20 protein-coding genes are annotated in these 22,784 nt (G+C 67.7%); 7 read left to right on the forward strand and 13 right to left on the reverse strand.

Annotated elements, in window-relative coordinates; genetic code table 11:
• Window positions 1–65: 65 nt before the first annotated feature.
• The 3 genes from ACILR9_RS19845 to ACILR9_RS19855 form a co-directional block, all read right to left on the reverse strand.
• Window positions 66–473: a PIN domain-containing protein gene (locus ACILR9_RS19845; RefSeq protein ID WP_395711688.1), complete on the reverse strand. Its 408-nt coding sequence runs from the start codon at window positions 471–473 to the stop codon at window positions 66–68.
• Window positions 474–477: 4 nt separating this feature from the next.
• On the reverse strand, window positions 478–708 hold the full coding sequence (locus tag ACILR9_RS19850; RefSeq protein WP_395711689.1) for an AbrB/MazE/SpoVT family DNA-binding domain-containing protein: 231 nt from the start codon (window positions 706–708) through the stop codon (window positions 478–480).
• Between the two features lie 164 nt (window positions 709–872).
• Window positions 873–2,321, reverse strand: a complete 1,449-nt coding sequence (locus tag ACILR9_RS19855; RefSeq protein WP_395711690.1) for an amidase — start codon at window positions 2,319–2,321, stop codon at window positions 873–875.
• A 262-nt stretch (window positions 2,322–2,583) separates the two neighbouring features.
• Here ACILR9_RS19855 and ACILR9_RS19860 point away from each other — a divergent pair, with 262 nt between their 5' ends.
• Window positions 2,584–3,789, forward strand: coding sequence for a CaiB/BaiF CoA transferase family protein (locus ACILR9_RS19860; protein ID WP_395711691.1), 1,206 nt, complete (start codon window positions 2,584–2,586; stop codon window positions 3,787–3,789).
• Window positions 3,790–3,800: 11 nt separating this feature from the next.
• Window positions 3,801–4,760: a Bug family tripartite tricarboxylate transporter substrate binding protein gene (locus ACILR9_RS19865; protein ID WP_395711692.1), complete on the forward strand. Its 960-nt coding sequence runs from the start codon at window positions 3,801–3,803 to the stop codon at window positions 4,758–4,760.
• A 171-nt stretch (window positions 4,761–4,931) separates the two neighbouring features.
• On the opposite strand, the gene ACILR9_RS19870 is transcribed toward ACILR9_RS19865, so the two are convergent.
• Window positions 4,932–5,690 (reverse strand): pyridoxamine 5'-phosphate oxidase family protein, encoded by a 759-nt coding sequence (locus ACILR9_RS19870; protein ID WP_395711693.1) that lies wholly within the window; start codon window positions 5,688–5,690, stop codon window positions 4,932–4,934.
• 93 nt (window positions 5,691–5,783) lie between these two features.
• Here ACILR9_RS19870 and ACILR9_RS19875 point away from each other — a divergent pair, with 93 nt between their 5' ends.
• Both ACILR9_RS19875 and ACILR9_RS19880 read left to right on the forward strand, forming a co-directional pair.
• Window positions 5,784–7,316 (forward strand): PLP-dependent aminotransferase family protein, encoded by a 1,533-nt coding sequence (locus ACILR9_RS19875; protein ID WP_395711694.1) that lies wholly within the window; start codon window positions 5,784–5,786, stop codon window positions 7,314–7,316.
• 71 nt (window positions 7,317–7,387) lie between these two features.
• The gene (locus ACILR9_RS19880; RefSeq protein ID WP_395711695.1) at window positions 7,388–8,035 is read left to right on the forward strand and encodes a LysE family translocator; all 648 of its coding nucleotides are present in this window, start codon (window positions 7,388–7,390) and stop codon (window positions 8,033–8,035) included.
• A 78-nt stretch (window positions 8,036–8,113) separates the two neighbouring features.
• Here ACILR9_RS19880 and ACILR9_RS19885 read toward each other — a convergent pair whose 3' ends face one another.
• From ACILR9_RS19885 to ACILR9_RS19925, 9 genes are read right to left on the reverse strand one after another with little or no spacing between them, the layout of a single operon-like run.
• Complete coding sequence (locus tag ACILR9_RS19885) at window positions 8,114–8,575, reverse strand: hypothetical protein (protein ID WP_395711696.1); 462 nt, start codon at window positions 8,573–8,575, stop codon at window positions 8,114–8,116.
• Window positions 8,563–9,135 (reverse strand): DUF2478 domain-containing protein, encoded by a 573-nt coding sequence (locus tag ACILR9_RS19890; RefSeq protein ID WP_395711697.1) that lies wholly within the window; start codon window positions 9,133–9,135, stop codon window positions 8,563–8,565. Before ACILR9_RS19890 ends, ACILR9_RS19885 begins: the two co-directional genes overlap by 13 nt.
• A 3-nt stretch (window positions 9,136–9,138) precedes the next feature.
• Window positions 9,139–9,438, reverse strand: coding sequence for a hypothetical protein (locus tag ACILR9_RS19895; protein ID WP_395711698.1), 300 nt, complete (start codon window positions 9,436–9,438; stop codon window positions 9,139–9,141).
• A gap of 11 nt (window positions 9,439–9,449) precedes the next feature.
• Entirely contained in the window at window positions 9,450–10,268 is an 819-nt protein-coding gene (locus tag ACILR9_RS19900; protein WP_395711699.1) for a peptidylprolyl isomerase, read from the reverse strand.
• Between the two features lie 5 nt (window positions 10,269–10,273).
• Window positions 10,274–10,984, reverse strand: coding sequence for a respiratory nitrate reductase subunit gamma (gene narI, locus ACILR9_RS19905; RefSeq protein WP_395711700.1), 711 nt, complete (start codon window positions 10,982–10,984; stop codon window positions 10,274–10,276).
• Window positions 10,981–11,736 (reverse strand): nitrate reductase molybdenum cofactor assembly chaperone, encoded by a 756-nt coding sequence (gene narJ, locus ACILR9_RS19910; RefSeq protein WP_395711701.1) that lies wholly within the window; start codon window positions 11,734–11,736, stop codon window positions 10,981–10,983. Before narJ ends, narI begins: the two co-directional genes overlap by 4 nt.
• A complete protein-coding gene (narH, locus tag ACILR9_RS19915; RefSeq protein ID WP_395711702.1) occupies window positions 11,736–13,256 on the reverse strand; it encodes a nitrate reductase subunit beta in 1,521 nt (506 codons plus the stop codon). Before narH ends, narJ begins: the two co-directional genes overlap by 1 nt.
• A complete protein-coding gene (locus tag ACILR9_RS19920; RefSeq protein ID WP_395711703.1) occupies window positions 13,253–16,990 on the reverse strand; it encodes a nitrate reductase subunit alpha in 3,738 nt (1,245 codons plus the stop codon). The genes narH and ACILR9_RS19920 overlap by 4 nt, the downstream gene beginning before the upstream one ends.
• Before the next feature lie 16 nt (window positions 16,991–17,006).
• Window positions 17,007–19,757, reverse strand: coding sequence for a nitrate/nitrite transporter (locus ACILR9_RS19925; RefSeq protein WP_395711704.1), 2,751 nt, complete (start codon window positions 19,755–19,757; stop codon window positions 17,007–17,009).
• A 176-nt stretch (window positions 19,758–19,933) separates the two neighbouring features.
• Here ACILR9_RS19925 and ACILR9_RS19930 point away from each other — a divergent pair, with 176 nt between their 5' ends.
• From ACILR9_RS19930 to ACILR9_RS19940, 3 genes are all read left to right on the forward strand, one after another.
• Window positions 19,934–20,653 carry a cyclic nucleotide-binding domain-containing protein gene (locus tag ACILR9_RS19930; RefSeq protein ID WP_395711705.1) on the forward strand — a complete coding sequence of 240 codons (720 nt, stop codon included), beginning with the start codon at window positions 19,934–19,936 and terminating at the stop codon, window positions 20,651–20,653.
• 51 nt (window positions 20,654–20,704) lie between these two features.
• Window positions 20,705–21,859, forward strand: a complete 1,155-nt coding sequence (locus ACILR9_RS19935; protein WP_395711706.1) for an NnrS family protein — start codon at window positions 20,705–20,707, stop codon at window positions 21,857–21,859.
• A 210-nt stretch (window positions 21,860–22,069) separates the two neighbouring features.
• Entirely contained in the window at window positions 22,070–22,777 is a 708-nt protein-coding gene (locus tag ACILR9_RS19940) for a GntR family transcriptional regulator (protein ID WP_395711707.1), read from the forward strand.
• Window positions 22,778–22,784: the final 7 nt, after the last annotated feature.

Here is a 22,784-nt window from a genome sequence, read left to right on the forward strand (position 1 = left end):
CCCTCCCATGTTTGCCCGGATGGTGGCACGGATGCGGACAGACGGTCGATCCTCGCGCCCCGGGCTCAGCTTTCCTTGCGGAACGGATTGACGATTCGCAGCCGGTCGCCGATGACCATGCCGTGCTGCATGTCCTCCGACCATAGTGTCTTGCTGCCCGCCCGCAGCGCCGAGGCGATGATCAGCGAATCGAATATCCTGTAGCCATACTGCTCGGCGATGCGTAACGCCTCGTCGTGGACCGCGATATCAAGCGGGAGAATGTCGGAACACAACAGGCGCAATTCCCCGAGTGATTCGCGAACCCCGCGCCAATCCATACCGAGTTTGCGCCGGGCAACGTTGGCAAACTCGTTCAGGCCCTGAACGCTGGTGGCAGGTCGATTGAGAAGAATCGCGCGCGCCGCGGCGGCGCGCTCGTCCAACGTGAAGGCGTAGACCAGCACGTTGCTATCGACGAATTCGGCCGCCATCAGCCTATCGCTCGTTGGCCTCGTCGCGATCAAACTTCCAGCCGGGAGGAAGCGGCTTGCTCAAAGCCTTGATCCGCTCGATGGCGCGCTCGCGACTGCGATCCCGAGCGACGTCGAACTCACGTTCGCCGGCGACACGGATGTCGATCTCGTCGCCCTCCTTCAGCTTCAGCGCTTCGACGATGGCCGAGGGAAGCCGAATGGCAAGGCTGTTGCCCCATTTGCAGACCTGCATGATCCCTCGCAAAGATATACGTACAAAATGTATATCTCATCGACCATCGTCAAGGCGCGTCACCGTGGCAGTTTCCAACGAATGGCCGCGACTGGAAGAACGTCGCCAGGCTGGTCGAGGGGAGCTATCGCCTGATGGCGCCCAGGCGTCTCACCCGCGCCCGATCATGAGCTCGGCGGCACGGTGCCGGGTCTGGGATCGATCGGCAGCAGGCGGTCGAGCCCGACCAGCTGCTCGTACAAAGCGGCCGCCTGCAGCAGCGCCGCCTCGCCGCGCGGCCTGCCAACCAGCTGCAGGCCGACCGGACGGCCGTGCCGGTCGAAGCCGCACGGCACGGCGATCGCCGGGCAGCTGGTGAGGGTGATCACCGAGTTGACCGTCGAGCCGGCCATGTAGTTCTCCGGTTTCTTGCCGGCGATGGTCTCGGGATGGCGCAGCATCACGTCGAACGCCGCCGTCGGCGAGCCCGGCGTCACAAGGAGGTCGTAGGTCTGGAAGAACTCGACGACGCGGCGGTAGAAGGCGGCGCGCTCGCGCTCGGCCCAGGCGATTGCCGAGGGCGATTGCTGCAGGCCGCGCTCGGTGTTCCAGATGATGTCGGGCTTGATCTTGTCGCGATGCTCGTTGAGCTGCAGCTCGCGATCGACCACGAAGGCCTGGCTGCGCAGGTTGAGGAAGGCCTCGTCGATGGCGCCGATGTCGGGCGAGGCTTCCTCGACGATGCAGCCCAGCTCCTCGAAGCGGCGCGCCATCCTGGTGCAGATCTCGCGGATGTCGTGGTCGATCGCCATGCGGCCGTCGTAGTCGGCGGTGAAGGCAACCCGGCGCGGCGCCGTCGGCCGGGCGACCGCGGCGCTGAACGACAGCGCGGGTGCGTCGAACGTCATCGGATCGTGCAGGCAATGCCCGGCCATGGCATCGAGCGCGAGCGCCAAGTCTCCGACCGTGCGCGCCATCGGGCCCTGAACGGACAGCGACGACCAGAGATTGTTCACGGTGCCGCGCGTCACCCGGCCGGGCGACGGCCGCAGACCGACCACCGAGCAGTAGGTGCCGGGCCGGCGCAGCGAGCCGCCGTGGTCGGTGCCGTGCGCCAGCCAGACCTCGCCGGTCGCCAGCGACACCGCACCGCCGCCGGTCGAGCCGCCGCAGGTCAGCGACGTGTTCCACGGGTTGCGCGTGCGGCCGAACACCTCGTTGAAGGTGCTGCCGCCGGCGCCGAACTCGGGCGTGTTCGACTTGCCCATGACGATGCCGCCCTTGCGCTCGATGCGCTCGACCACCGGATGCGACTTCGCGGGCACATGGTTGGCGAACAGCGGCGAGCCGTAGGTAGTGCGCACGCCGGCGACGTCGGTCAGGTCCTTGATCGACACCGGCAGGCCGGCCAGCCATCCCGCCTCCGCCGCCGCCTCGCCCCCCTGACCCGCCATGAGGCGCCTGGCATGGTCGCGGGCGCGGTCGAGGCAGAGCGTCGGCAGCGCGTTCACCTCAGGTTCGATCTCGGCGATGCGCGCTGCCGAGACCTCGACCAGCTCGAGCGGCGAGACCTCCTTCTTCTTCAGGAGGGACACCGCCTCGACCGCCGTCAGCCGCCACAACTCGCCGCTCATGTCAGAACTCCTCAATCGACCAAGAGGCAAGATTATCCGGTACGCAGGCGCAGATGAAAGGTCCCTCGCTCGCGCCGCTTGCTTCGCAAGTGGCTTGCTCGGGATGACAGGAGGTGCTGACCGCAAAGTTTAGTGTCATCCCGAGCGCAGCGAGGGGACCTTTCCTCGTGGGTACCCATCCACTTCCGGCATTTCTAGTTTAGCTGTCTTGATCATTCTGCATGCATGGCAAAGTCCCTAGATTGACCCGCGAGGAAACACCATGACCGAAGCGCCAGCCGGCCCGCTCCAGGGACTGAAGATCGTCGACATCTCCACCGTCGTCGCCGGGCCGTTCGCAGCCGGGCTGCTGGGCGATTACGGCGCCGACGTGGTCAAGGTCGAGATGCCGGGCGCCGGCGACAGCTTGCGCGCCCTGGCGCCGCACAAGGGCGGCGCGCCGCTGTGGTGGAAGGTTACCAACCGCAACAAGAAGGGCGTGACGCTCGACCTGCGCCAGGCCGAAGGGCGCCAGCTGTTCGGCAAGCTGATCGCCGGCGCCGACGTGCTGGTCGAGAACTTCCGTCCCGGCACGCTCGACCGCTGGGGCATCACGCGCGCCTGGCTGCACGGGATCAGCCCGCACCTCACCATCCTGCGCGTATCGGGCTTCGGCCAGGACGGCCCGTACCGCGACCGGCCGGGCTTCGCGCGCATCTTCGAATCGATGAGCGGCTTCACGCAGATCTGCGGCGAGGAGGACGGCCGGCCGCTGCATCTCGGCTATCCGATCTCCGACGCCATCGCCGGCCTGTTCGGGGCGCTCGGCGTGCTCGCGGCCCTGCACGATCTCGTCCGCCATCGCGAGCGGCGCGGCCAGGAGATCGACTGCTCGGCCACCGAGGCGATGCTGCGCACGCTGGAATTCCTCGCCATCGAGTACGACCAGCTGGGCGTCGTGCGCACACGCTCGGGCAATCGCAGCCAGTACGCCGCGCCAGGCAACGTCTACCGCACGCAGGACGGCAAGTGGGCCTCGATCGCCGCCTCGACGCAGAGCATCTTCGTGCGCCTGTGCCGGGCGCTCGCCCTCGACGCGCTGATCGAGGACGAGCGCTTCGCCACCAACCCGGCGCGGGTGAAGAATTTCCGCGCGCTCGATGACATCATCGGCGGCGCCATCGCCCGGCTCTCCCTCGACGAGCTGCGCCGGACATTCGCGGAGCACGAGGTCGGCTTCTCGCCGATCTACGACATCGCCGACGTGTTCGACGATCCGCAGATCGCGGCACGCGACGCCATCGTGCGCGTGCCCGATGCCGAGCTCGGCTCGGTGCGCATGCAGGGCGTCGTGCCGCGCTTTTCCGAGACGCCGGGCCGCGTGCACCACGCGGGCCCGACGATCGGCCAGCATAACGACGAGGTCTACGGCGCGCTCGGTCTGTCGGCGACGGAGATCGCCGGACTGCGTGCACGCAAGGTGATCTGACGGGAGGATCCATGCTGAGACGGACATTTGCGGCGCTGTCGCTGTCGGCCGTGTGCGCGCCGGCGGCGCGGGCGCAGAGCGGCAAGGTGGCCAAGATCGTGGTCGGCTTCCCCGCCGGCCAGGGTATCGACCTCGTCTCGCGCATCGTCGCCGAAGCGCTGAAGGACGAGCTGGGCGAGACGGTGATCGTCGAGAACAAGCCGGGCCAGGGCGGCAGCATCGCGCTCGGTCAGGTGGCGCGCGCGGCGCCCGATGGCGCCACCATCCTGATCTCCGCCATGGCCGCCCTGGTGATGGCGCCACATCTCTACAAGAACGTGACCTACGACACGCTCGCCAGCTTCGCGCCGGTCGGCCGGGTCGGCGACCTGCCGCTGGTGCTGGTGGTCAATCCGTCGTTGCCGGTGAAGACGCTGCCGGAGCTGATCGCCTACGCCAGGGCCAATCCCGACAAGCTCACCCACTCCTCCTCCGGCAACAGCACGGTGAGCCATATCGCCATGGAGGAGCTGAAGCGGGCGACCGGCATGAAGATCGTGCACGTGCCCTACCAGGGCAGTGCGCCGGCGATGAACGACCTGATCGCCGGCAACGTGCAGGTGGCGCTCGATACCGTGGCGGTGACGCGCCCGCATATCGAGGCCGGCCGCCTGCGCCTGATCGCGGTCGGCAGCCTGGAGCGGCTCGCGTTCTTCCCCGACACGCCGACCATCGCCGAGCAGGGCTTTCCCGGCTTCGAGGCCAATGCCTGGCTGGGCATGCTGCTGCCCGCCGGCACGCCGAAGCAGACCGTCGACCGGCTCGCCGCGGCGCTGAACAGGATCGTGCGCTCGCCCGAGATCCAGAAGCGGTTCCTCGCCGTCGGCACCCTGCCCAGGGCCAGCACCAGCGCCGAGTTCGCCGTCTTCCTCGAGGCCGAGTACGCCCGCTGGGGCAAGGCGATCGCGGAGTCGGGCATCAAGGCGGACTGACAAAGGGCCGCTTCCCATTTCTCCTCCCCAGCTTCCCTGGGAAGGTGTCGCCGTCTTACGGCGACGGAGGGGTCATGAGCCCCAGTGGCGCTTTCGACCCCTCCGTCCGCGATGACGCGGACACCTCCCCAGCAAAGCTGGGGAGGAGAAATGAGAAGAGCGCGCTCGGCCTCACCCGAACGTGCGGCGGTAGCTCCTGGTCATCAGCTCGTCGAGGCGGGTGCCGGGCTCGAAGTCGGCCATGTCGTCGGGGCGCTCGAGGCCGGGCAGCTGGCGCTCGCACTCGGACGGTGCGCCGATCGTCTGCGTCACCGGATAGAGCGACGACCAGGCCGGCACCCCGGCGTAATCCTCCTCCTCGTCGGCGACGTGCTTGTCGCGGATCTTGCCCGACGCATGCTCGATCTCCATGCCCATCATGGTCGTCGCCTTGAACTCTTGCGCGTTGGGCTGGCGGATCAGCTTCGAGCGGCCGGGATAGATGCGGTCGATGAAGCGGTCCATCAGCTTCAGCTTCTGGTCGGCGTCGTCGATGATGTGCGCCGTGCCGAAGGCCATCACCGCGCGGTAGTTGACGGAATGGTGGAAGCCCGAGCGCGCCATCACCAGGGCGTCGAGATGGGTGACGGTGAGGCACACCGGCACGCCCGCGCGCTGGGTGCGGATCATCCGGCTGGCCGACGAACCGTGCCAGTAGAGGTGGTCGCCCTCGCGCCAGAAGCTGGTCGGCGTGCAATAGGGCCGGCCGTCGATCACGTAGGCGATGTGGCAGACCAGCGCCGCGTCGAGGATCTCGTAGACCGTCTTGCGATCGTAACGGCCGCGTTCGTGGACGCGCTTGACCCGGTTGACCGGCGTCACGCCGAAGGCGTCGGGCGTGTTCTCGGCGGTGCGGCCGCGCGCGGCCGTGGCGGCGGTGGGGGTGCTCATGACAGGAACTCCGGGGGCGAATTGCGGCTGGACCATCGCCGCATTACGGTCCAGATAAAAGAACCAGTTCGGCGAATCCAGTCTGGACCAGTCATGCCTCGTCCCATCCGCAAGGCTACCCCGCTCGGCCTCGTTCTCGATCCTGCCGCCGTGCTGCCGCTGCACCGGCAGATCGGCCAGCAGGTGCGCCGCGCCATCCTCGAGCGCCGGCTTGCGCCCGGCCAGCGCCTGCCCTCCTCGCGGGTGATGGCGAGCGAGCTCGACGTTGCGCGCGGCACGGTGCTGCTCGCCATGGACCAGCTGATCGCCGAGGGCTACGTCGTGGCGCAAGCCGCTTCCGGTCTCTCGGTCGCCAACGACCTGCCCGACGAGATGCTGACCGCGCCGCCGGGCAAGGGCGCGCCGCCGGCGGCAAGCCGCACAGCGCCGACGGCCGCCCTGTCGCGTCGCGCGCGCGCCGCGCTCCGCGACGCGCCAACCGCCTGCGGCTTCGACGATGCGCCGCTCGCCTTCCCGACCGGCCAGCCCGATCGCGCCGCTTTTCCCTTCGCGCTGTGGGCCAAGCTCCTGGAGCGCGAATGGCGGCAACCATCGTGGACCGTCGCCGGCGCCCTGCATCCGTTCGGCCACGACGGATTACGCCGGGCAATCGCGGCCTATCTCGGCGCGGCCCGCGGCTTCACCTGCGCGTTCGAAGCGATCGTCGTCACCACCGGCGTGCGCCAGAGCCTGTCGCTGCTCGCCGAGCTGGTGCTCGATCGTGGCGAGGCGGCGTGGATCGAGGAGCCGGGATTTGTCGGCACGCGCGAGGCGCTGGCGCTCGCTGACGTGCGCGCCGTGCCGGTACCGGTCGATTCACAGGGCTTCGTGCTCGACAAGGCGCTGGCGGCCGAACCCGCGGCGCGGCTCGCCGTCGTGGCGCCATCGCATCAGTTCCCGCTCGGCAGCGTGCTCGGCCTGCAGCGGCGACTTGCGCTGCTGAGCTGGGCGGAGCGCCGCGAAGGCTGGATCGCCGAGGACGATTTCGACGGCGAGTATCGCTACGCCGGCCGGCCGCTGGCGCCGCTGCGCGCCCTCGACCGCTCCGGCCGTGTCGCCTATCTCGGCAGCTTCTCCAAGCTGCTCTTTCCCGCGCTGCGGTTGAGCTACATCGTGCTGCCGGCCGGCCTCGCGCCGGCGGCGGAAGTGCTGATGGCGGCGGTGCCGGCGCGGCCCTCGCTGCTCGGCCAGGGCGCCCTCGCCCGCTTCATCGCCGACGGCCATTTCGCCACCCACCTGCGGCGCACCCGGCTGCTCTATGCCGGCCGCCAGGAGGCGCTGCTCGCCGGTCTCGAGCGCCATCTGGCGGGCTGGCTGGAGAGCGCGGGCGACCCCGGCGGCATGCACCTGATCGCGCGGCCGGTCGCGGCGCTCGCGCCCCGCTTCGACGACCGCGTCGTCGCCGCGGCCGCCGCCCAGGCGGGGATCACCGTGTCGCCGCTATCGGCCTGCCATGCCGGCCGGCATCGCCGGCACGGCCTGCTCCTGGGCTATGCCGCCACGCCCGAGGACGAGATCGACCGCGCCTGCGCGCGTCTCTCCCGCGTCCTGCACGATGTGGTTCCCCTGCGCCGGCGGAGCGCGTGAGCGCTACGCGACCAGGGCCGCACCTTTCGAACCGGGATGTCCGAGCCCCGCTCGCGCACTAAGGTACGACCATGTCCGACATGACCCAGCTCGCCGTCTTCCTCGGGGCGGCCTTCGTTCTTGCCATCACGCCCGGCCCGGGCATCTTCTACGTCGCGGCGCGCACGCTGGCCGGCGGTCGCAGCGAGGGCGTGGCGTCGAGCTTCGGCACCGGTCTCGGCGGCATGGTGCATGTGCTGGCCGGCAGCCTCGGCGTTTCCGCGATCGTGCTGGCGAGCGCCGAACTCTTCACGGCGCTGAAGCTCGCGGGCGCAGTCTATCTTTTCTGGCTCGGCATTCGCACGATCCAGGCTGCGCGCAGGGACGCTTCGGCGGGCCTCGACGGCGATGTCTCGGCAGCGCCGCCAGTTGGACCGCAGCAGGCGTTTCGCGAAGGCGTGCTGGTCGAGGCGCTGAACCCCAAGACGGCCGCCTTCTTCCTGGCCTTCATCCCGCAGTTCGTGGACCCCGCCGGCGGCGTCGCCCTGCAGTTCATGGCGCTGGGCTTCGTGTCGGTCGCGCTCAACACCCTGGCCGATGTCGCGGTCGCCTTTGCGGCAAGCGGAATCCGCGACGGTGCGACGGCGCGTCCTGCCTTGATCCGCCGCCTGCGCCAGGCGTCGGGCGCGGCGATGATCGCACTCGGCGTCGGTCTTGCTGTCGCGAGGCGACCTGCCTAGGCGTTGCCCAGGACGTCCGGGGCCGTCGCCTGTGGCGACGTCCGGCGAACCGGACGGGTCAGATGGCCGGAAACGTCGTCACCCCAGCATGCCGTGCGCGCCCAGCACCGCCGATGCCGCGACGATGGTCGCCAGCCCGAGCAGCAGCCAGTGTGCCCGCTCGACGAGACGCAGCGTCGTGTCGGGATCGGCCCGGTCGAGAAGCCGGCCGCCAAGCAACGGCTCGACGACGAACAAGACGACCATGAAGGCCAGCCACAGCACCATCATGGCGCCCAGCCACCATTGCGACGGATCGAGCAGGCGCGGCCAGGCATCGAGACGCTCAGCCATGTAGAATCCGCTGAGGCCGGCCAGCGGCACGGAAACCTTCACCTGCGCGGAAAAGCGGCGCTCGACGGCCACGAACAGGGCCAGACGCTTCCCGCGCTCGGCGATGCGCGCCAGCGGCAGAACCACCAAGGTCACGAAGGCGACGCCGCCAATCCAATGAATCACCGAGAGCACATGGACGGCACGGGCCAGGGTTACATCGTCCACGGACCACCGGCCAGCGTCGCTGCCGTACGCGTCCGCTGCCCCGTCGTCAATCCATGCTGGGCGAGCCAGTGGTCGAGAGCCGCATCATCGTCCGGCAGCTCGACGGCGAGTGGCCCGGCGAAGGCGCGCCAGCGATCGAGGTTGCGCGCCGGCACCCCCGCCAGCACGGCAATTCCGAGGTCGACCGCCTCGGCGATCGCCGGGCGCAGGCCGCCGCCGTCGGCCTCGATCTTGCCGAACTTGTTCACCACCAGCAGGCGCGGCGCGTCGGCCTGCAGGCTCGCGTGCACGGCTTCGGCCAGCTCGGTCAGCAGGCCGACATCGAGGCGGCAGCCGCGCGCCTGCTTGCCGCGGTACTCGGCGATCGCCGTCACCTCGCCCGTCGCCAAATTCTCGATCAGGAGATCACAGGGATGGCGCTCGGCCATGCCGTCGGGCGCCCGCTGCAGGGCGCCGGCAAGGCGGATGTCGCGATTGCGCAGCCGTTCGACGACGCGTGCAATGGCACGCTCGGGATAGACACCGTCGGCATAGACGAGCGCGGCGATAAGCGGGGACACGGCTCAACTCCTGTGTTGGCAATGGTTGTCGTGGCGCAGCGACCACAGCAGCATGTGGCGCAGGCAGGCAGCGCCCGCATCGTCGGTGCGCTCGAGCGCCGTCATCAGCCCCATCCAGGCCTCGTCGTCTGCGAAGGCCGAGAAGCGCCGAACGGCATTTGCGGCATAAAGCGGCGCGCTTTCGCCGAATTCCAGCCCGGCCGCCTCGACATCGACGATCAAGGGCAGGTCGCCCAGGCCCAGCAGGGTCTCGGCGGCGAAGGTCTCGTCGCTGAGCCGGCTCAGAACGTCTCCCAGCAGCATCTTGACGCGACCTACTGAACGAGCGGGCCCGAGCCGGCCCGGAAATCGACGCCGGTCACCTCGGCGCGACCGGCAAGGATCGTCACGTACTGGTGCAAGGCGCGGCGATGGACAGCCTCCTCGAGGTAGGAGGCTATGCGTCCGTGCACGACCTCGAACGGCAATTGGCGACCGTCGATGCGCCGGTCGAGACGCACGATGTGCAGGCCGTAGCGGCTCTCGATCGGCTCGGGATGGACCACACCCTGATGCAAGCCAGGCAGGGCCTGCTCGAACTCGCGCACGGTCTGGCCCGGCCCGATCTGGCCGAGGTTGCCGCCTTGCCTGGCCGAAGGGCAAGCCGAGTGTGCCGCGGCAATTTCGGCGAAGCGTTCCGGCCGCTGCTGCAACTCGGCGACCAGGTTCGCCGCGGTCGCGCGCATCTGCGGGCCCTGCGGGATCAGGACATGCGCGACCTCGAACAGGTCAGGCGACCGGAAGCGGCTGCGGTTGGCCTCGTAGTAGCGCCGGCAGGTCGCCTCGTCGGCGCTCGGCACGACCACTTCGCGGTCGAGCAGGGCACGCTGGCACGCCTCGTCTTGTGCCTCCTTGCGACCCTCGCCGTCGTCGACCGGCTCGGCCACGATGGCAAGCCGGTCTGCCTCCTGCCGCAACAGCTCGCGAATCGCGAGTGCCCGCGCGGCCAGGGTCCACGCCTCGTCGGGATCGGACGAGGCATGGTGCTGGGTCTCCCGGGCGATCTCGGCGCCGGCGATGACGACGCCGTTGATGCTGACCGGCACGGGACGGCCGATGCGGCGACGCGGCGGACGATGGGCAACGGTTTCCATGGTCGTCACTCCGCCGGCTGGCGCGACGGCGTGGCGCGCCGCGTGCGCACGACCTGGTAGCCGCGGCGGCCGACATACCAGACCGGGGCCGACCAGATGTGCACCAGGCGGCTGAAGGGAAAGACCAGGAAGATGGTCATGCCCAGCACCAGATGCGTGAGGTAGGGCCAGGGCAGCGTCTGCAGAGTCCTGGCGTCGACCGGATTCAGGGTCACGATACCCTGCGCCCAGTGCGACAGAACCAGCATCACCGAGCCGTCCGAATGGGCGAGCGAGAGCGGCAGGGTCAGCAGGCCGAGGCAGAGCTGGATCCACAGCAGCGCCAGGATGGCGATGTCCATCGCCGAGCTGGTGCGCCGGATGCGGATGTCGAACAGGCGACGATGCAGCAGCATGGTGAGGCCGATGAAGCAGGCGACCCCGGCGATCCCACCGGCAGCGACGGCAATCAGCTGCTTCTGCTCGACCGTGATGACGAGCGTGTAGAGCGAGGTCGGGGTGAGCAGCCCGACCGCGTGCCCGAGCAGCAGGAACAGGATGCCGAAGTGGAACAGGTTGGAGCCCCAGCGCAGCTGGCGCTTGCGCAGGATCTGGCTGGAACTCGCACGCCACGTGTATTGCTCGCGATCGAAGCGGACCAGGCTGCCAAGCAGGAACACCGTAAGGCAGACATAGGGATACCAGACGAACAGCAGCTGGAAGGCGTAGTCCCTCATGACCCGGCTCCTTGATTGGCTGATGCTGCGCGACGTCCGCGGGTGAGCGGCGGCGCGACCCCTTCGGCCGGACGCATGGCGGCCCGCAGGCGCCCGGCAAGGCCGTCGACCGCGCAGCCGCCCGTGGCATCGGCTGCGCCCGGGCCGAAGGTGACCTCGTGCTCGGCCCACGCGGCATCGAGCGCCGCCAGGTCGTCGGGCTCCGGATCGGGCTCGGCGCGCAGGGTGGCGAGCGCCGTCGCGTCGAGCCTGGCCCGCGACAGGGCGAGCAGCGCTGCCATCACCGCCTCGTAGGGCGACCCGCGCTTGGCAAGCCGTTCGCGCAAGGCGGCGATCACGTTGGCCGGCTGGCCGATCAGCTCGACCGCGGCTCGCGGGGCCAAGGTCGAGGCGTATTCCAGGAACAGCGGCAGGAAGTCGGGCAGCTCGGATGCCGTCGGCGTGTAGCCGCCCTCCTCGTAAAGCTTCAGCAGGTCGACCATCGCCTGGCCGCGGTCACGACTCTCGCCATGCACATGCTCGAAGAGATGCAGCGACAGCGAGCGCGTGCGGTCGAACAGGAGACCATAGCGCTCCTGCAGGTCGTAGAGATCGCCGGCCGCGAGGTCGTCGACCAGACGATGCAGGTTGGCGCGCTCGGGCGCGGGCACCATGGCCTCGCGATCGAGCGTTTCGCGGATCTCGTCGGCGGCGGCGACCAGCTCGGCGGTCGGATAGGACAGCAGGGCCGCCAGGGCGCGCAGCGTCTTCATCACGCAACCTCCATCGGGTTCTTGGCCTTGAGCTTGCCGCCGGAAAACAGGTTGCCCTTGTCGTCCGGCGAGCAGCCGTTGCCGAAGCTGAAGCCGCAAGCGCCGCGCAGGTTGTAGGCGTCCTCCGAGGTCTCGCGGTGCGCTGTCGGGATCACGAAGCGGTCCTCGTAGTTGGCGATCGCCATTACTCGATACATGTCCTCGATCTGCAGCGGGTTCATGCCGACCCGGGCGGCGACGGCGCCGTCGATCACGCCGTCGATCGTCTTGGCCCGCATGTAGGCGCGCATGGCGAGCATGCGTTCAAGGCCAAGCGCCACTGGTGCCTCGTCGCCGGCGGTCAGCATGTTGGCGAGATAGCGCAACGGAATGCGCAGCGAGCGGACATCCGGCATGGCGCCGTCGACGCCCATCTTGCCCGCCTCGGCCGCCGCCTGGATCGGCGACAGCGGCGGCACGTACCATACCATCGGCAGGGTCCGGTATTCGGGATGCAGCGGGAAGGCGACCTTCCACTCCATCGCCATCTTCCACACCGGCGAGTGCCGGGCCGCGTCGAGCCAGGCGTCGGGCACGCCGTCCCGCCGGGCCTGGGCACGGATTCCCTCGTCGTTGGGATCGAGGAAGATGCCGAGCTGTGCGTCGTAGAGCTGCTTCTCGTCGGGGACGGAAGCCGCCTGCTCGATGCGATCGGCGTCGTAGAGCATGACGCCGAGGTAACGGATGCGGCCGACGCAGGTCTCCGAGCACACGGTCGGCTGGCCGGCCTCGATGCGCGGATAGCAGAAGATGCACTTCTCCGACTTGCCCGACGACCAGTTGAAGTAGATCTTCTTGTAGGGGCAGCCCGACACGCACATGCGCCAGCCGCGGCACTTGTCCTGATCGATCAGGACGATGCCGTCCTCCTCGCGCTTGTAGATGGCGCCCGACGGGCAGGCCGCGACGCAGGCCGGATTGAGGCAGTGCTCGCAGAGCCGCGGCAGGTACATCATGAAGGTGTTCTCGAACTGGCCGTAGATCTCCTTCTGCACGCCCTCGAAGTTGACATCGGCCGAGCGCTTGGCGAACTCGCCGCCCAGGATCTCCTCCCAGTTGGGGCCCCATTCGATCTTCTCCAGGCGCTGACCGGTGATCAGCGAGCGCGGCCGCGCCGTGGGGAAGGCCTCGAGCTCGGGCGCCTTTTGCAGGTGCTCGTAGTCGAAGGTGAAGGGCTCGTAGTAGTCGTCGATCTCCGGCAGATCCGGATTGGCGAAGATGTTGGCGAGGATGCGCCACTTCGAGCCGATGCGAGGCTGGATGCGGCCGTTCTTCTTGCGCACCCAGCCGCCGTTCCAGCGCTTCTGGTTCTCCCACTCCTTGGGATAGCCGACGCCGGGCTTGGTCTCGACGTTGTTGAACCAGGCGTATTCCATGCCTTCGCGGCTGGTCCACACGTTCTTGCAGGTGACCGAGCAGGTATGGCAGCCGATGCACTTGTCGAGGTTCAGGACCATCGCGATCTGAGCGCGGATCTTCATGGCGTGTCTCCTGTTTCAGCGCCTGGGTGGGGACGCTCGAGCCAGTCGACCTTGCCGAGCTTGCGGACGACCACGAACTCGTCGCGGTTGGTGCCGATCGTGCCGTAGTAGTTGAAGCCATAGGCCTGCTGGGCGTAGCCGCCGATCATGTGCGTGGGCTTCAGCACGGCGCGCGTCACCGAGTTGTGGATGCCGCCGCGCTTGCCGGTCGTCTCGGAGCCCGGCACGTTCACGATCTTCTCCTGCGCGTGGTACATGAAGAGCGTGCCTTCCTTCATGCGCTGCGAGACCACCGCGCGCGCCACCAGGGCGCCGTTGACGTTGAAGGCCTCGACCCAGTCGTTGTCGACGATGCCGGCCTTTGCGGCATCGACCTCGCTCAGCCAGACGATCGGGCCGCCGCGCGACAGCGTCAGCATCAGGAGGTTGTCGGTGTAGGTCGAGTGGATGCCCCACTTCTGGTGGGGCGTGATGAAGTTCAGCACCACCTGCTTGTTGCCGTTGGGACGGCTGTCGATCACCGGCTTGATGGCGCGCAGGTCGAGCGGCGGACGGTAGACGCAGAGGCCTTCGCCGAAGGCCAGCATCCATTTGTGATCCTGGTAGAGCTGCTGGCGGCCGGTCAGGGTGCGCCAGGGAATCAGCTCGTGGACGTTGGTGTAGCCCGCATTGTAGCAGACCTTCTCGCTTTCCAGTCCCGACCAGGTGGGTGCCGAGATGATCTTGCGCGGCTGGGCGACGACATCGCGGAACCGGACCTTTTCATCCTCCTTCGGAAGGGCGAGATGGACGTGCTCGCGGCCGGTCGTCTTGCCGAGCGCCTGCCACGAGCGCACCGCGACCTCGCCGTTGGTCTCGGGCGCCAGCGTCAGCAGCACCTCGGCGGCATCGATGTCGCTCTCGATCCTGGCCAGGCCCTTGGTCGGGCCGTCGGCGACGACGCCGTTCAGATGCTTGAGAAACTCGACCTCGTGCTCGGTCCTCCAGGCAATCCCCTTGATGCCGTTGCCGATCTTCTCCATCAGGGGCCCGAGCGAGGTGAAGCGCCGGTAGACATTGGGATAGTCGCGCTCGACCACGGTCACGGCCGGCATGGTCTTGCCGGGGATCGGCTCGACCTCGCCCTTCTTCCATTCCTTGACATCGAGCGGTTGGGCGATCTCGCCCGGCGTGTCGTGCAGGATGGGGGTCAGCACGACGTCCTTCTCGACCCCCAGCACCTCGGGCGCCACGCGCGAGAAGGCCTTGGCGATCGCCTTGTAGATCTCCCAGTCGCTCTTGGCGCCCCACACCGGATCCACCGCCGCGCTCAGCGGATGGATGAAGGGATGCATGTCCGAGGTGTTGAGGTCGTTCTTCTCGTACCAGGTGGCGGTCGGCAGGACGATGTCGGAATAGACGCAGGTCGTGGACATGCGGAAGTCGAGCGTGACCAGCAGGTCGAGCTTTCCGCGCGGGCCTTCCTCGTGCCACACGACCTCCTGAGGCTTGGCCCTGCCCTCCTCGCCGAGGTCCTTCCCCATCACGCCATGCGAGGTGCCGAGCAGATGCTTGAGGAAGTATTCGTGGCCCTTGCCCGAGGAGCCGAGCAGGTTGGAGCGCCACACGAACATGTTGCGCGGCCAGTTGCGCGGGTTGTCGGGGTCCTCGCAGGACAGGCGCAGCTCGCCGGACTGGAGGTTGCGGGCAACGTAGTCCTTCGGCTCGAGGCCCGCAGCGGCGGCGGCCTGGGCGATGCCGAGCGGGTTCTGCTCGAGCTGCGGCGCCGAGGGCAGCCAGCCCATGCGCTCGGCGCGCACGTTGTAGTCGATGATCGAGCCGTCCCAGCTGCCGGCCGGCGCGGTCGGCGAGACGATGTCGCCGACATTGATTGTCTCGTAGCGCCACTGGTCGGTATGGGCATAGAAAGCCGAGGTCGAGTTTTGCTGGCGCGGCGGACGTCCCCAATCGAGAGCGAAAGCGAGCGGTGTCCATCCGGCTTGCGGCCTGAGCTTCTCCTGGCCGACATAGTGCGCCCAGCCGCCGCCCGACTGGCCGACGCAGCCGCACAGCGCCAGCATGTTGATCACGCCGCGATAGTTCATGTCGGCGTGGTACCAATGGTTCATCGCCGCGCCGATGATGACCATCGAGCGGCCATTGGTCTTCTCGGCGTTGGTCGCGAACTCGCGCGCCACCTGGATGATCTTGTCGCGCGCCACGCCGGTGATCTTCTCGGCCCAGGCCGGCGTGTAAGGCACGTCGTCGTCGAACGACCCCGCGACGTTGGGGCCGCCCAGGCCGCCGTCGACGCCGTAGTTGGCGACGAACAGATCGTGCACCGATGCCACGAGCGTCTCGCCGTCGACGAGCTTCAGCTTCTTGACCGCGACCCGCCGATTGAGCACGCGCTCATGCGCGGTCGAGACGAAATGCTCATGCTCGATACTGCCGAAGTAGGGGAACCCGACGTCGACGATGTCGTCGCAGGCATCGTTGAGCGACAGGCGCAGGCTCGTCTCCTTGCCGGACGTCTCGCGCTCCTCGAGGTTCCATTTGCCCGCTTCACCCCAGCGGAAGCCGATCGAGCCGCGCGGCACCACGATCGCGCCCGATTTCTCGTCGAAAGCCACGGTCTTCCAGTCCGGATTGTTGGTCTCGCCCAGCGACCGGTCGAAGTCCGAGGCGCGCACGAAGCGGTCGGGCACGTACTTGCCGTCGCGCGGCACCAGGCGCACCAGCATCGGCATGTCGGTGTACTGCCGGAGATAGTCGCGGAAGTACCTCACCTGCCGGTCGACGTGATACTCCTTCAGGATCACGTGGCCCATCGCCATGGCGAGCGCGGAATCCGTGCCCTGCTTCACCGACAGCCAGATGTCGCCGAACTTCGAGGCCTCCGAGTAGTCCGGGCAGATCACGGCGCTCTTCATCCCGCGATAGCGCGCCTCGGTGTAGAAATGGGCATCGGGCGTGCGCGTCTGCGGCACGTTCGACCCCCACAGGATGACGAAACCGGCGTTGTACCAATCGGCCGATTCGGGGACATCGGTCTGCTCGCCCCAGGTCTGCGGCGAGGCCGGCGGCAGGTCGCAGTACCAATCGTAGAACGACATGCAGACGCCGCCGAGCAGCGACAGGTAACGCGTGCCCGCCGCGTAGGAGACCATCGACATCGCCGGGATCGGCGAGAAACCCAGGATGCGGTCGGGCCCGTAGGTCTTCGCCGTGTAGGCGTTGGCGGCGGCGACGATCTCTGTCGCCTCCTCCCAGCCGACACGCACGAAGCCGCCATGTCCGCGCTTGCTGGTATAGGCCTCGCGCTTCTTGGGATCCTCGACGATCGACGCCCAGGCGGCGACGGGAGAGAGCGTGGCACGCGCTTCGCGCCACAGCCTGAGCAGCCGGCCGCGGGCCAGCGGATACTTCACGCGGTTGCCGGAATAGAGATACCAGCTGTAGCTGGCGCCACGCGAGCAGCCGCGCGGCTCGTGATTGGGCAGATCCGGGCGTGTGCGCGGATAATCGGTCTGCTGGGTCTCCCAGGTGACGATGCCGCCCTTGACGTAGATCTTCCACGAGCACGAGCCCGTGCAGTTGGCGCCGTGGGTGGAACGCACGATCTTGTCGTGCTGCCAGCGCTTGCGATAGGCGTCCTCCCAGCCGCGATCCTCGGCGGTGGTGATGCCGTGGCCGTCGGCGAACGGTTCCCTGACCTTGTTGAAGAAGGTCAGTCGATCGAGGAAATGCGACACGACAAGTCTCCAGGATTTATGCGGCGGGTGTTGCGACGGCGGTTGGCCCCGAGTGGCGCCGGCGCTCGACATCGAACAGCAGCCCACCTTTGCGGGCGTAGAAGAACCAGGTGATGGCAATGCAGCTCAGGTAGAAGGCCAGGAAGCCGTACAGCGCGACGGCGGCGCTGCCGGTGAGCGCTATCGACGAGCCGAAGCTCTTGGGAATGAAGAACGCGCCGAAGGCTGCGATCGCCGAGGTGAAGCCGATGATCGCCGCCGATTCCTTCTCGGCCTGCAGGCGGCGCACATCGGCCGACGCGGCCGGCATCAGGCGGGCCATGTCCAGTCTCATGATCGCTGGGATCATCTGGAAGGTCGATGCGTTGCCCACGCCGCTGGCGAAGAACAGCAGCAGGAACATGGCGAAGAAGGCGGCGAAGTTGCGCTCGCCCAGGAAATGGACGACCCCCAACGCACCCACGGCCATGACGATGAACACCCAGAAGGTGACGCGTCCGCCGCCCCACCGATCGGCGACCCAGCCGGTGAGCGACCGCGACAGGGCGCCGACCAGCGGACCCAGGAAGGCGTATTGCAGAGCATTGACCTCGGGGAATGCCGTCTTGGTCAGCAGCGGGAACGCCGCCGAGTAGCCGATGAACGAGCCGAAGGTGCCCGTGTAGAGCCAGCACATGATCCAGTTGTGGCGGCGCTGGAAGATCACCGACTGCTCGGCGAAGGAGGCCTTGGCGGAGGCTATGTCGTTCATGCCGAACCAGGCGGCAAAGGCCGAGGCAGCGATGAACGGCACCCAGACGAAGCCGGCGTTCTGCAGCCAAAGCCGGGTCTCGCCGGCGGCTTCCCGGGCGATCTGCGGCGGGCCGCCCAGCCAGCCGAAGACGCCCGCGGTGATGACCATCGGCACGACGAACTGCACGACGCTGACGCCGAGATTGCCCAGCCCGGCGTTGAGCGCCAGCGCATTGCCCTTCTCCGCCTTGGGGAAGAAGAATGAGATGTTGGACATCGACGAAGCGAAGTTGCCGCCGCCGAAGCCGCAGAGCAGCGCCAGCACCAGGAAGATCCAGTACGGCGTCGCCGGGTTCTGCACGGCATAGCCGATGCCGACGGCGGGCAGGATCAGCGACCAGGTGGCAACCGTGGTCCACAGTCGTCCACCGAAGATCGGCACGGTGAAGGAGTAGAAGATGCGCAGCGTGGCGCCCGACACGCCGGGCAGGGCTGCCAGCCAGAACAGCTGGTCGGTGGAATAGGAGAAGCCGATCGCCGGCAGCTTGGCGACCACGACCGACCACACCATCCAGACGGCGAAGGAGAGAAGCAGCGCGGGGATCGAGATTGCGAGATTGCGATGAGCGATGCGACGCCCCTTCTCCTCCCAGAACGCCTTGTCCTCGGGATGCCAGTCCTCGAGCGTCTTGCCCGCGAGCTTGCCGACATGTTCCGGCCCGTGAATGGGCTGCATCTCGGGCAATTCGGGCAGCCGGGCCAGCGCCTCGCCCGCCCGCTCGCGCTCCATGGTGCGGATCGAGACGTGCATCCACACCAGCGACGCGGCGACGACGAGAAACAGCAGCATGAAGCAGCTCGTCCACACGCCAGTGAGGTCGTTGAGAAGGCCGAAGGCGAGCGGCAGGACGAACCCGCCGAGGCCGCCGACCAGCCCGACGACGCCGCCCACGGCGCCGACGTGGCTGGGATAGTAGACCGGGATGTGCTTGTAGACTGCCGCCTTGCCCAGGCTCATGAAGAAGCCCAGCACGAAGGCGATGATGGTGAAGGGCACCAGCCCCATTTCAAGGGTGAAGTCGATCGGGCCCTGGATGCCTTTGACGATGTACTGGGTCGGCGGATAGGCGAGCACGAAGCAGGCCGCGACCGAGACGCCGAACGTCCAGTACATCACCCGCCGCGCGCCGAACTTGTCGGACAGCACGCCGCCATAGATGCGGAACAGGCTCGCGGGCACCGAGTAGGCAGCGGCGATGATGCCGGCGGTGGTGATGTCGAGCCCGTAGACGCCGATCAGGTAGCGCGGCAGCCACAGCGCCAGGGCGACGAAGCCGCCGAAGACAAAGAAGTAGTAAAGCGAAAAGCGCCAGACCTGCACGTTGCGCAACGGCTCGAGCATGGCCGAGATCGGCTCGGCCTTCATGCCGGCCTTGCGGCGGGCGACGTGCTGAGGGTCCTCCTTGGTCGTGAACCAGAAGACCGCGGCCGTTACGAGCAGCGCGACCGCCCAGATTTCGGCGACGCTCTTCCAGCCCCAGGCGACCATGACGAACGGCGCCACGAACTTGGTCACGGCGGCGCCGACATTGCCGGCACCGAAGATGCCGAGCGCCGTGCCCTGCCTGTCTTGCGTGTACCACCTCGAGACGTAGGCGATGCCGACAGCGAACGAACCGCCGGCGATGCCGACGCCCAACGCAGCCAGCAGGAACGTCGGATAGTCGTAGGCGAAGGTGAGCAGCCAAGTCGCGACGGCGGCCGCCACCATGACGCCGGCAAAGACGACGCGGCCGCCGTACCGGTCGGCCCAAATGCCCAGGATCAGGCGTATCAACGATCCGGTCAGGATCGGCGTACCGACCAGCAGGCCGAACTGCGTGTCGGAAAGACCGAGGTCCTTCTTGATCTGGATGCCGATGATGGAAAAGATCGTCCAGACCGCGAAGCACACCGTGAAGGCGAGCGTGCTCATGCCAAGGGCGGTGGTGCGACCTCCCTGCTCTCGTCCCGTCGATTCGATCAGTGTCGTCATTGGCCCCGCTCCCGTTGCAGCCGGAACATCGGGGCTGGCGCGCCGGGGCAGGTTGATGTGCATCAAGTCGGCAATGGCGGGCCGGTTTCTTTGCCAGTTCGTTATCAAATGCGAAGATCGTACATTCACATTTGGTAACAATTGGTCCAATGATGGGACAGGAGGCTGCCAGGGAAATGCGCCCGTCCGATCTGCCGCTGATCCGCCGCTCCCGCCTGTTTGCGCCGCTCTCGGAACCTGAACTGGCCATTTTGTTGGCGTCCTGCTTTGTCCAGACCCTGCCCAGGGGCGCCACCCCTTGCCGGCAGGGCGAAGAGCCCGAGTTCCTGCACGTGGTGCTGTCGGGCGGCGTAGGCTTGTTCGGCGAAGGGCCGCGCGAGGAAGTGCTGGTCGAGTTCTTCGGCCCGGGCGATTCCTTCATCCTCCCGGCGGTCATGCTCGATGCGCCTTACCTCATGTCTGCACGGATCCTGGAAGAGGGGCGCATCCTGATGTGGCCGGCCGGCGCCTTCCGCACCCAGATCCGTGCCAACGGCGCGCTCGCCTATGGCGCTGCGCTGCTGCTGTCCAGTTACTGGCGAACCCTGGTCAGCCAGATCAAGGACCTGAAGCTCCTGTCGGCGATCGAGAGACTGTCGGCTCTTCTTCTTTCGTTGGCGCCGCGCGACACGGGACCGGTCACCGTGACATTGCCGGGCGGGCGACGGCTGATCGCAGGGCGGCTCGGCGTCACGCCACAAAGCCTGTCGCGCGCCTTCGCTGCCTTGCGCCCGCTCGGCGTCAGCGGCAGCAGCCGCGATGTCTCGATTGCCGATCTGTCGCGCTTGCGCGATTTCGCAGCGACTCGCGGGTTGTTTGCGCCACGTCAAGAGGTCGAGCGCCGCGCCAGGCGATAATTATCGATTATGGCTACCCCTCCTCGTCTCAGGCCCTACGCTGGGCCAGCGTTGCTGTCGTACGGTTTTCGCCCCTTCTTCCTGCTCGGCTCGATCTGGGCCGGCGTGGAAATCATGGCGTGGTTGCCGATCTTCTACGGCGAGCTGTCGCTCGCGACGGCGTTCTCGCCGCGCGATTGGCACGTCCACGAACTGCTGTTCGGCTATCTGCCGGCAATCATCGCAGGCTTCCTGCTGACGGCCATTCCCAACTGGACCGGACGGCCGCCCCTGCAGGGCCCGTCGCTCGGCCTCCTGGCGTTGATCTGGCTCGCGGGACGCTATGTCGTCATGTTCTCGGACACCATGGGCTGGATGGGCGCGGCCATCGTCGATGGTGCCTTTCTCGCCCTGATGACCGCGGCCGTGCTGCGCGAGATCGTCGCCGGCAAGAATTGGCGCAATCTCAAGATCGCCGCCCTGCTCGGCCTGCTCGCCGCAGGCAATGTGGGCTTTCACCTCGAAGCCCATTTCACGGGACTCGCGCTTTACGCCACGCGCCTTGGAATCGCGGTCGTGCTGATGCTGATCATGGTGGTCGGCGGCCGCATCATCCCGAGCTTCACGCGCAACTGGCTGTTGCACCGACCACCCGGGCGCCTGCCCTCCGCGTTCGATCGCTTCGACGTTGCCTGCCTGCTTCTGAGCGGCGCCGGTCTCGCGGCGTGGATTTTCATGCCGCTCCATGCGCTCGCGGGCGCGATCCTGCTCGCCGCCGCTGCGGCCAATGGCGCCCGATTGTGGCGATGGGCCGGCGAACGGACGTTGGCCGACCGGCTCGTGCTGGTGCTGCACGTGGGCTACGCATTCGTCCCTCTGGGCTTCGCGCTTTCCGCCCTCGCCGCGTTCGACATCATCGCGCCGAGCGCGGGCATTCACGCCTGGACGATGGGCGCCATGGGTATCCTGACGCTTGCTGTCATGAGCAGAGCCAGCCTTGGCCATACAGGCCGGGCGCTCGCGGCGTCGCCTGCCCTGCAGGCGGTCTACGCTGCCGCGCTTGTCGCGGCGCTGGCGCGCATTGGTGCCGTCCTGGATGGCGGCGCAAACGACATGCTTCTGGCCGTTGCCGGGTTGGCATGGTCGGCAGCCTTCCTTGGGTTTGCCTTCCTCTATGCACCGATTCTTTGCCTGCCCCGGCAGACGACCGTGCGCGCCCAATCGTGAGATGGGCGGTCCGCCGCCCGCGGGTCCGCGGCGGACCTTCGTGACGGCGTGCTGGAGGTCTAGTCTGCCCGGAGCGCGGCCATTTGCTGCAAATGGCTGTCCGGCTTTGTGCTGGACGAACCATCTTGGAAACAACTTTGCTGGCAAGTTTGTTGACACCTGCTTGGCGTTGGCTTCCTATCGCGTGCAAAGAAGAGTGAGCCGGAGGCAATGTCAGGCAGGGTTGTCGCCCTCAAGACGAAGGCGCGTGGCCGCAAGGGTGGCGGGGGCCGGGACAGCACGTCGGTGGCCGACATCGTGCAGGCGCTGCGCGAGCGCATTGCCCGCCAGGACGTCGCGCCGGGCGCCAAGCTCGGCGAGCAGGAGCTGGCGGCCGAGTTCGGCGTGCCGCGCACGCGCATCCGCGAGGTGTTCGGCGCGCTCGAAAGCCGCGGCCTGATCGAGCGCATCCCCAACCGAGGCGCCGTCGTCTCCCGGCTCGAGCTCGAGCATGTCTTCCACCTCTACGAGGTACGTGCCGTCCTCGAGGGCCTTTGCGTGCGGCTCGCCACCGAGAACGCGCCGCCCGAGACGTGGGACGAGTTCGTCGAGCTGTTCGGCGCGCCGATGGACGACTATGTGCGCAAGGCCGACTTCGATTCCTTCATCGTCGTCTATGAGCGCTTTCGCCGCCGCATCATCGAATGGGCGCGCAACCCGGTGGCGGCCGGCATGCTCGACAGCATCTACGAAAAGACCAACGTCGTGATCCGCCGCATCGTGATCCTGCCGGGCCGCGCGCAAGAAGGCCTGGGCGAGCATCGCGCCGTGGTGGCGGCGATGCGCGCCGGCGACGGCGAAGCTGCCGAGCGCGCCAAGCGCAAGAACCTCTACAACGCGAAGGAAACGCTGCGGCGCTTCCAGAAGTACGTGATCTGAGGAGCCC

This window comes from Reyranella sp., assembly GCF_044224635.1.
Taxonomy (GTDB): domain Bacteria; phylum Pseudomonadota; class Alphaproteobacteria; order Reyranellales; family Reyranellaceae; genus Reyranella.

What these genes read in the sequence shown, in the direction of transcription:
- ACILR9_RS19860 (WP_395711691.1), top strand. Translation starts at nt 2,584, where the DNA reads ATGACCGAAGCGCCAGCCGGCCCGCTCCAGGGACTGAAGATCGTCGAC.
- ACILR9_RS19865 (WP_395711692.1), top strand. Translation starts at nt 3,801, where the DNA reads ATGCTGAGACGGACATTTGCGGCGCTGTCGCTGTCGGCCGTGTGCGCG.
- ACILR9_RS19855 (WP_395711690.1), bottom strand. Translation starts at nt 2,321, where the DNA reads ATGAGCGGCGAGTTGTGGCGGCTGACGGCGGTCGAGGCGGTGTCCCTC.
- ACILR9_RS19870 (WP_395711693.1), bottom strand. Translation starts at nt 5,690, where the DNA reads ATGAGCACCCCCACCGCCGCCACGGCCGCGCGCGGCCGCACCGCCGAG.
- narH (WP_395711702.1), bottom strand. Translation starts at nt 13,256, where the DNA reads ATGAAGATCCGCGCTCAGATCGCGATGGTCCTGAACCTCGACAAGTGC.
- ACILR9_RS19875 (WP_395711694.1), top strand. Translation starts at nt 5,784, where the DNA reads ATGCCTCGTCCCATCCGCAAGGCTACCCCGCTCGGCCTCGTTCTCGAT.
- narJ (WP_395711701.1), bottom strand. Translation starts at nt 11,736, where the DNA reads ATGAAGACGCTGCGCGCCCTGGCGGCCCTGCTGTCCTATCCGACCGCC.
- ACILR9_RS19845 (WP_395711688.1), bottom strand. Translation starts at nt 473, where the DNA reads ATGGCGGCCGAATTCGTCGATAGCAACGTGCTGGTCTACGCCTTCACG.
- ACILR9_RS19900 (WP_395711699.1), bottom strand. Translation starts at nt 10,268, where the DNA reads ATGGAAACCGTTGCCCATCGTCCGCCGCGTCGCCGCATCGGCCGTCCC.
- ACILR9_RS19925 (WP_395711704.1), bottom strand. Translation starts at nt 19,757, where the DNA reads ATGACGACACTGATCGAATCGACGGGACGAGAGCAGGGAGGTCGCACC.
- ACILR9_RS19850 (WP_395711689.1), bottom strand. Translation starts at nt 708, where the DNA reads ATGCAGGTCTGCAAATGGGGCAACAGCCTTGCCATTCGGCTTCCCTCG.
- ACILR9_RS19930 (WP_395711705.1), top strand. Translation starts at nt 19,934, where the DNA reads ATGCGCCCGTCCGATCTGCCGCTGATCCGCCGCTCCCGCCTGTTTGCG.
- ACILR9_RS19895 (WP_395711698.1), bottom strand. Translation starts at nt 9,438, where the DNA reads ATGCTGCTGGGAGACGTTCTGAGCCGGCTCAGCGACGAGACCTTCGCC.
- ACILR9_RS19940 (WP_395711707.1), top strand. Translation starts at nt 22,070, where the DNA reads ATGTCAGGCAGGGTTGTCGCCCTCAAGACGAAGGCGCGTGGCCGCAAG.
- ACILR9_RS19880 (WP_395711695.1), top strand. Translation starts at nt 7,388, where the DNA reads ATGTCCGACATGACCCAGCTCGCCGTCTTCCTCGGGGCGGCCTTCGTT.
- narI (WP_395711700.1), bottom strand. Translation starts at nt 10,984, where the DNA reads ATGAGGGACTACGCCTTCCAGCTGCTGTTCGTCTGGTATCCCTATGTC.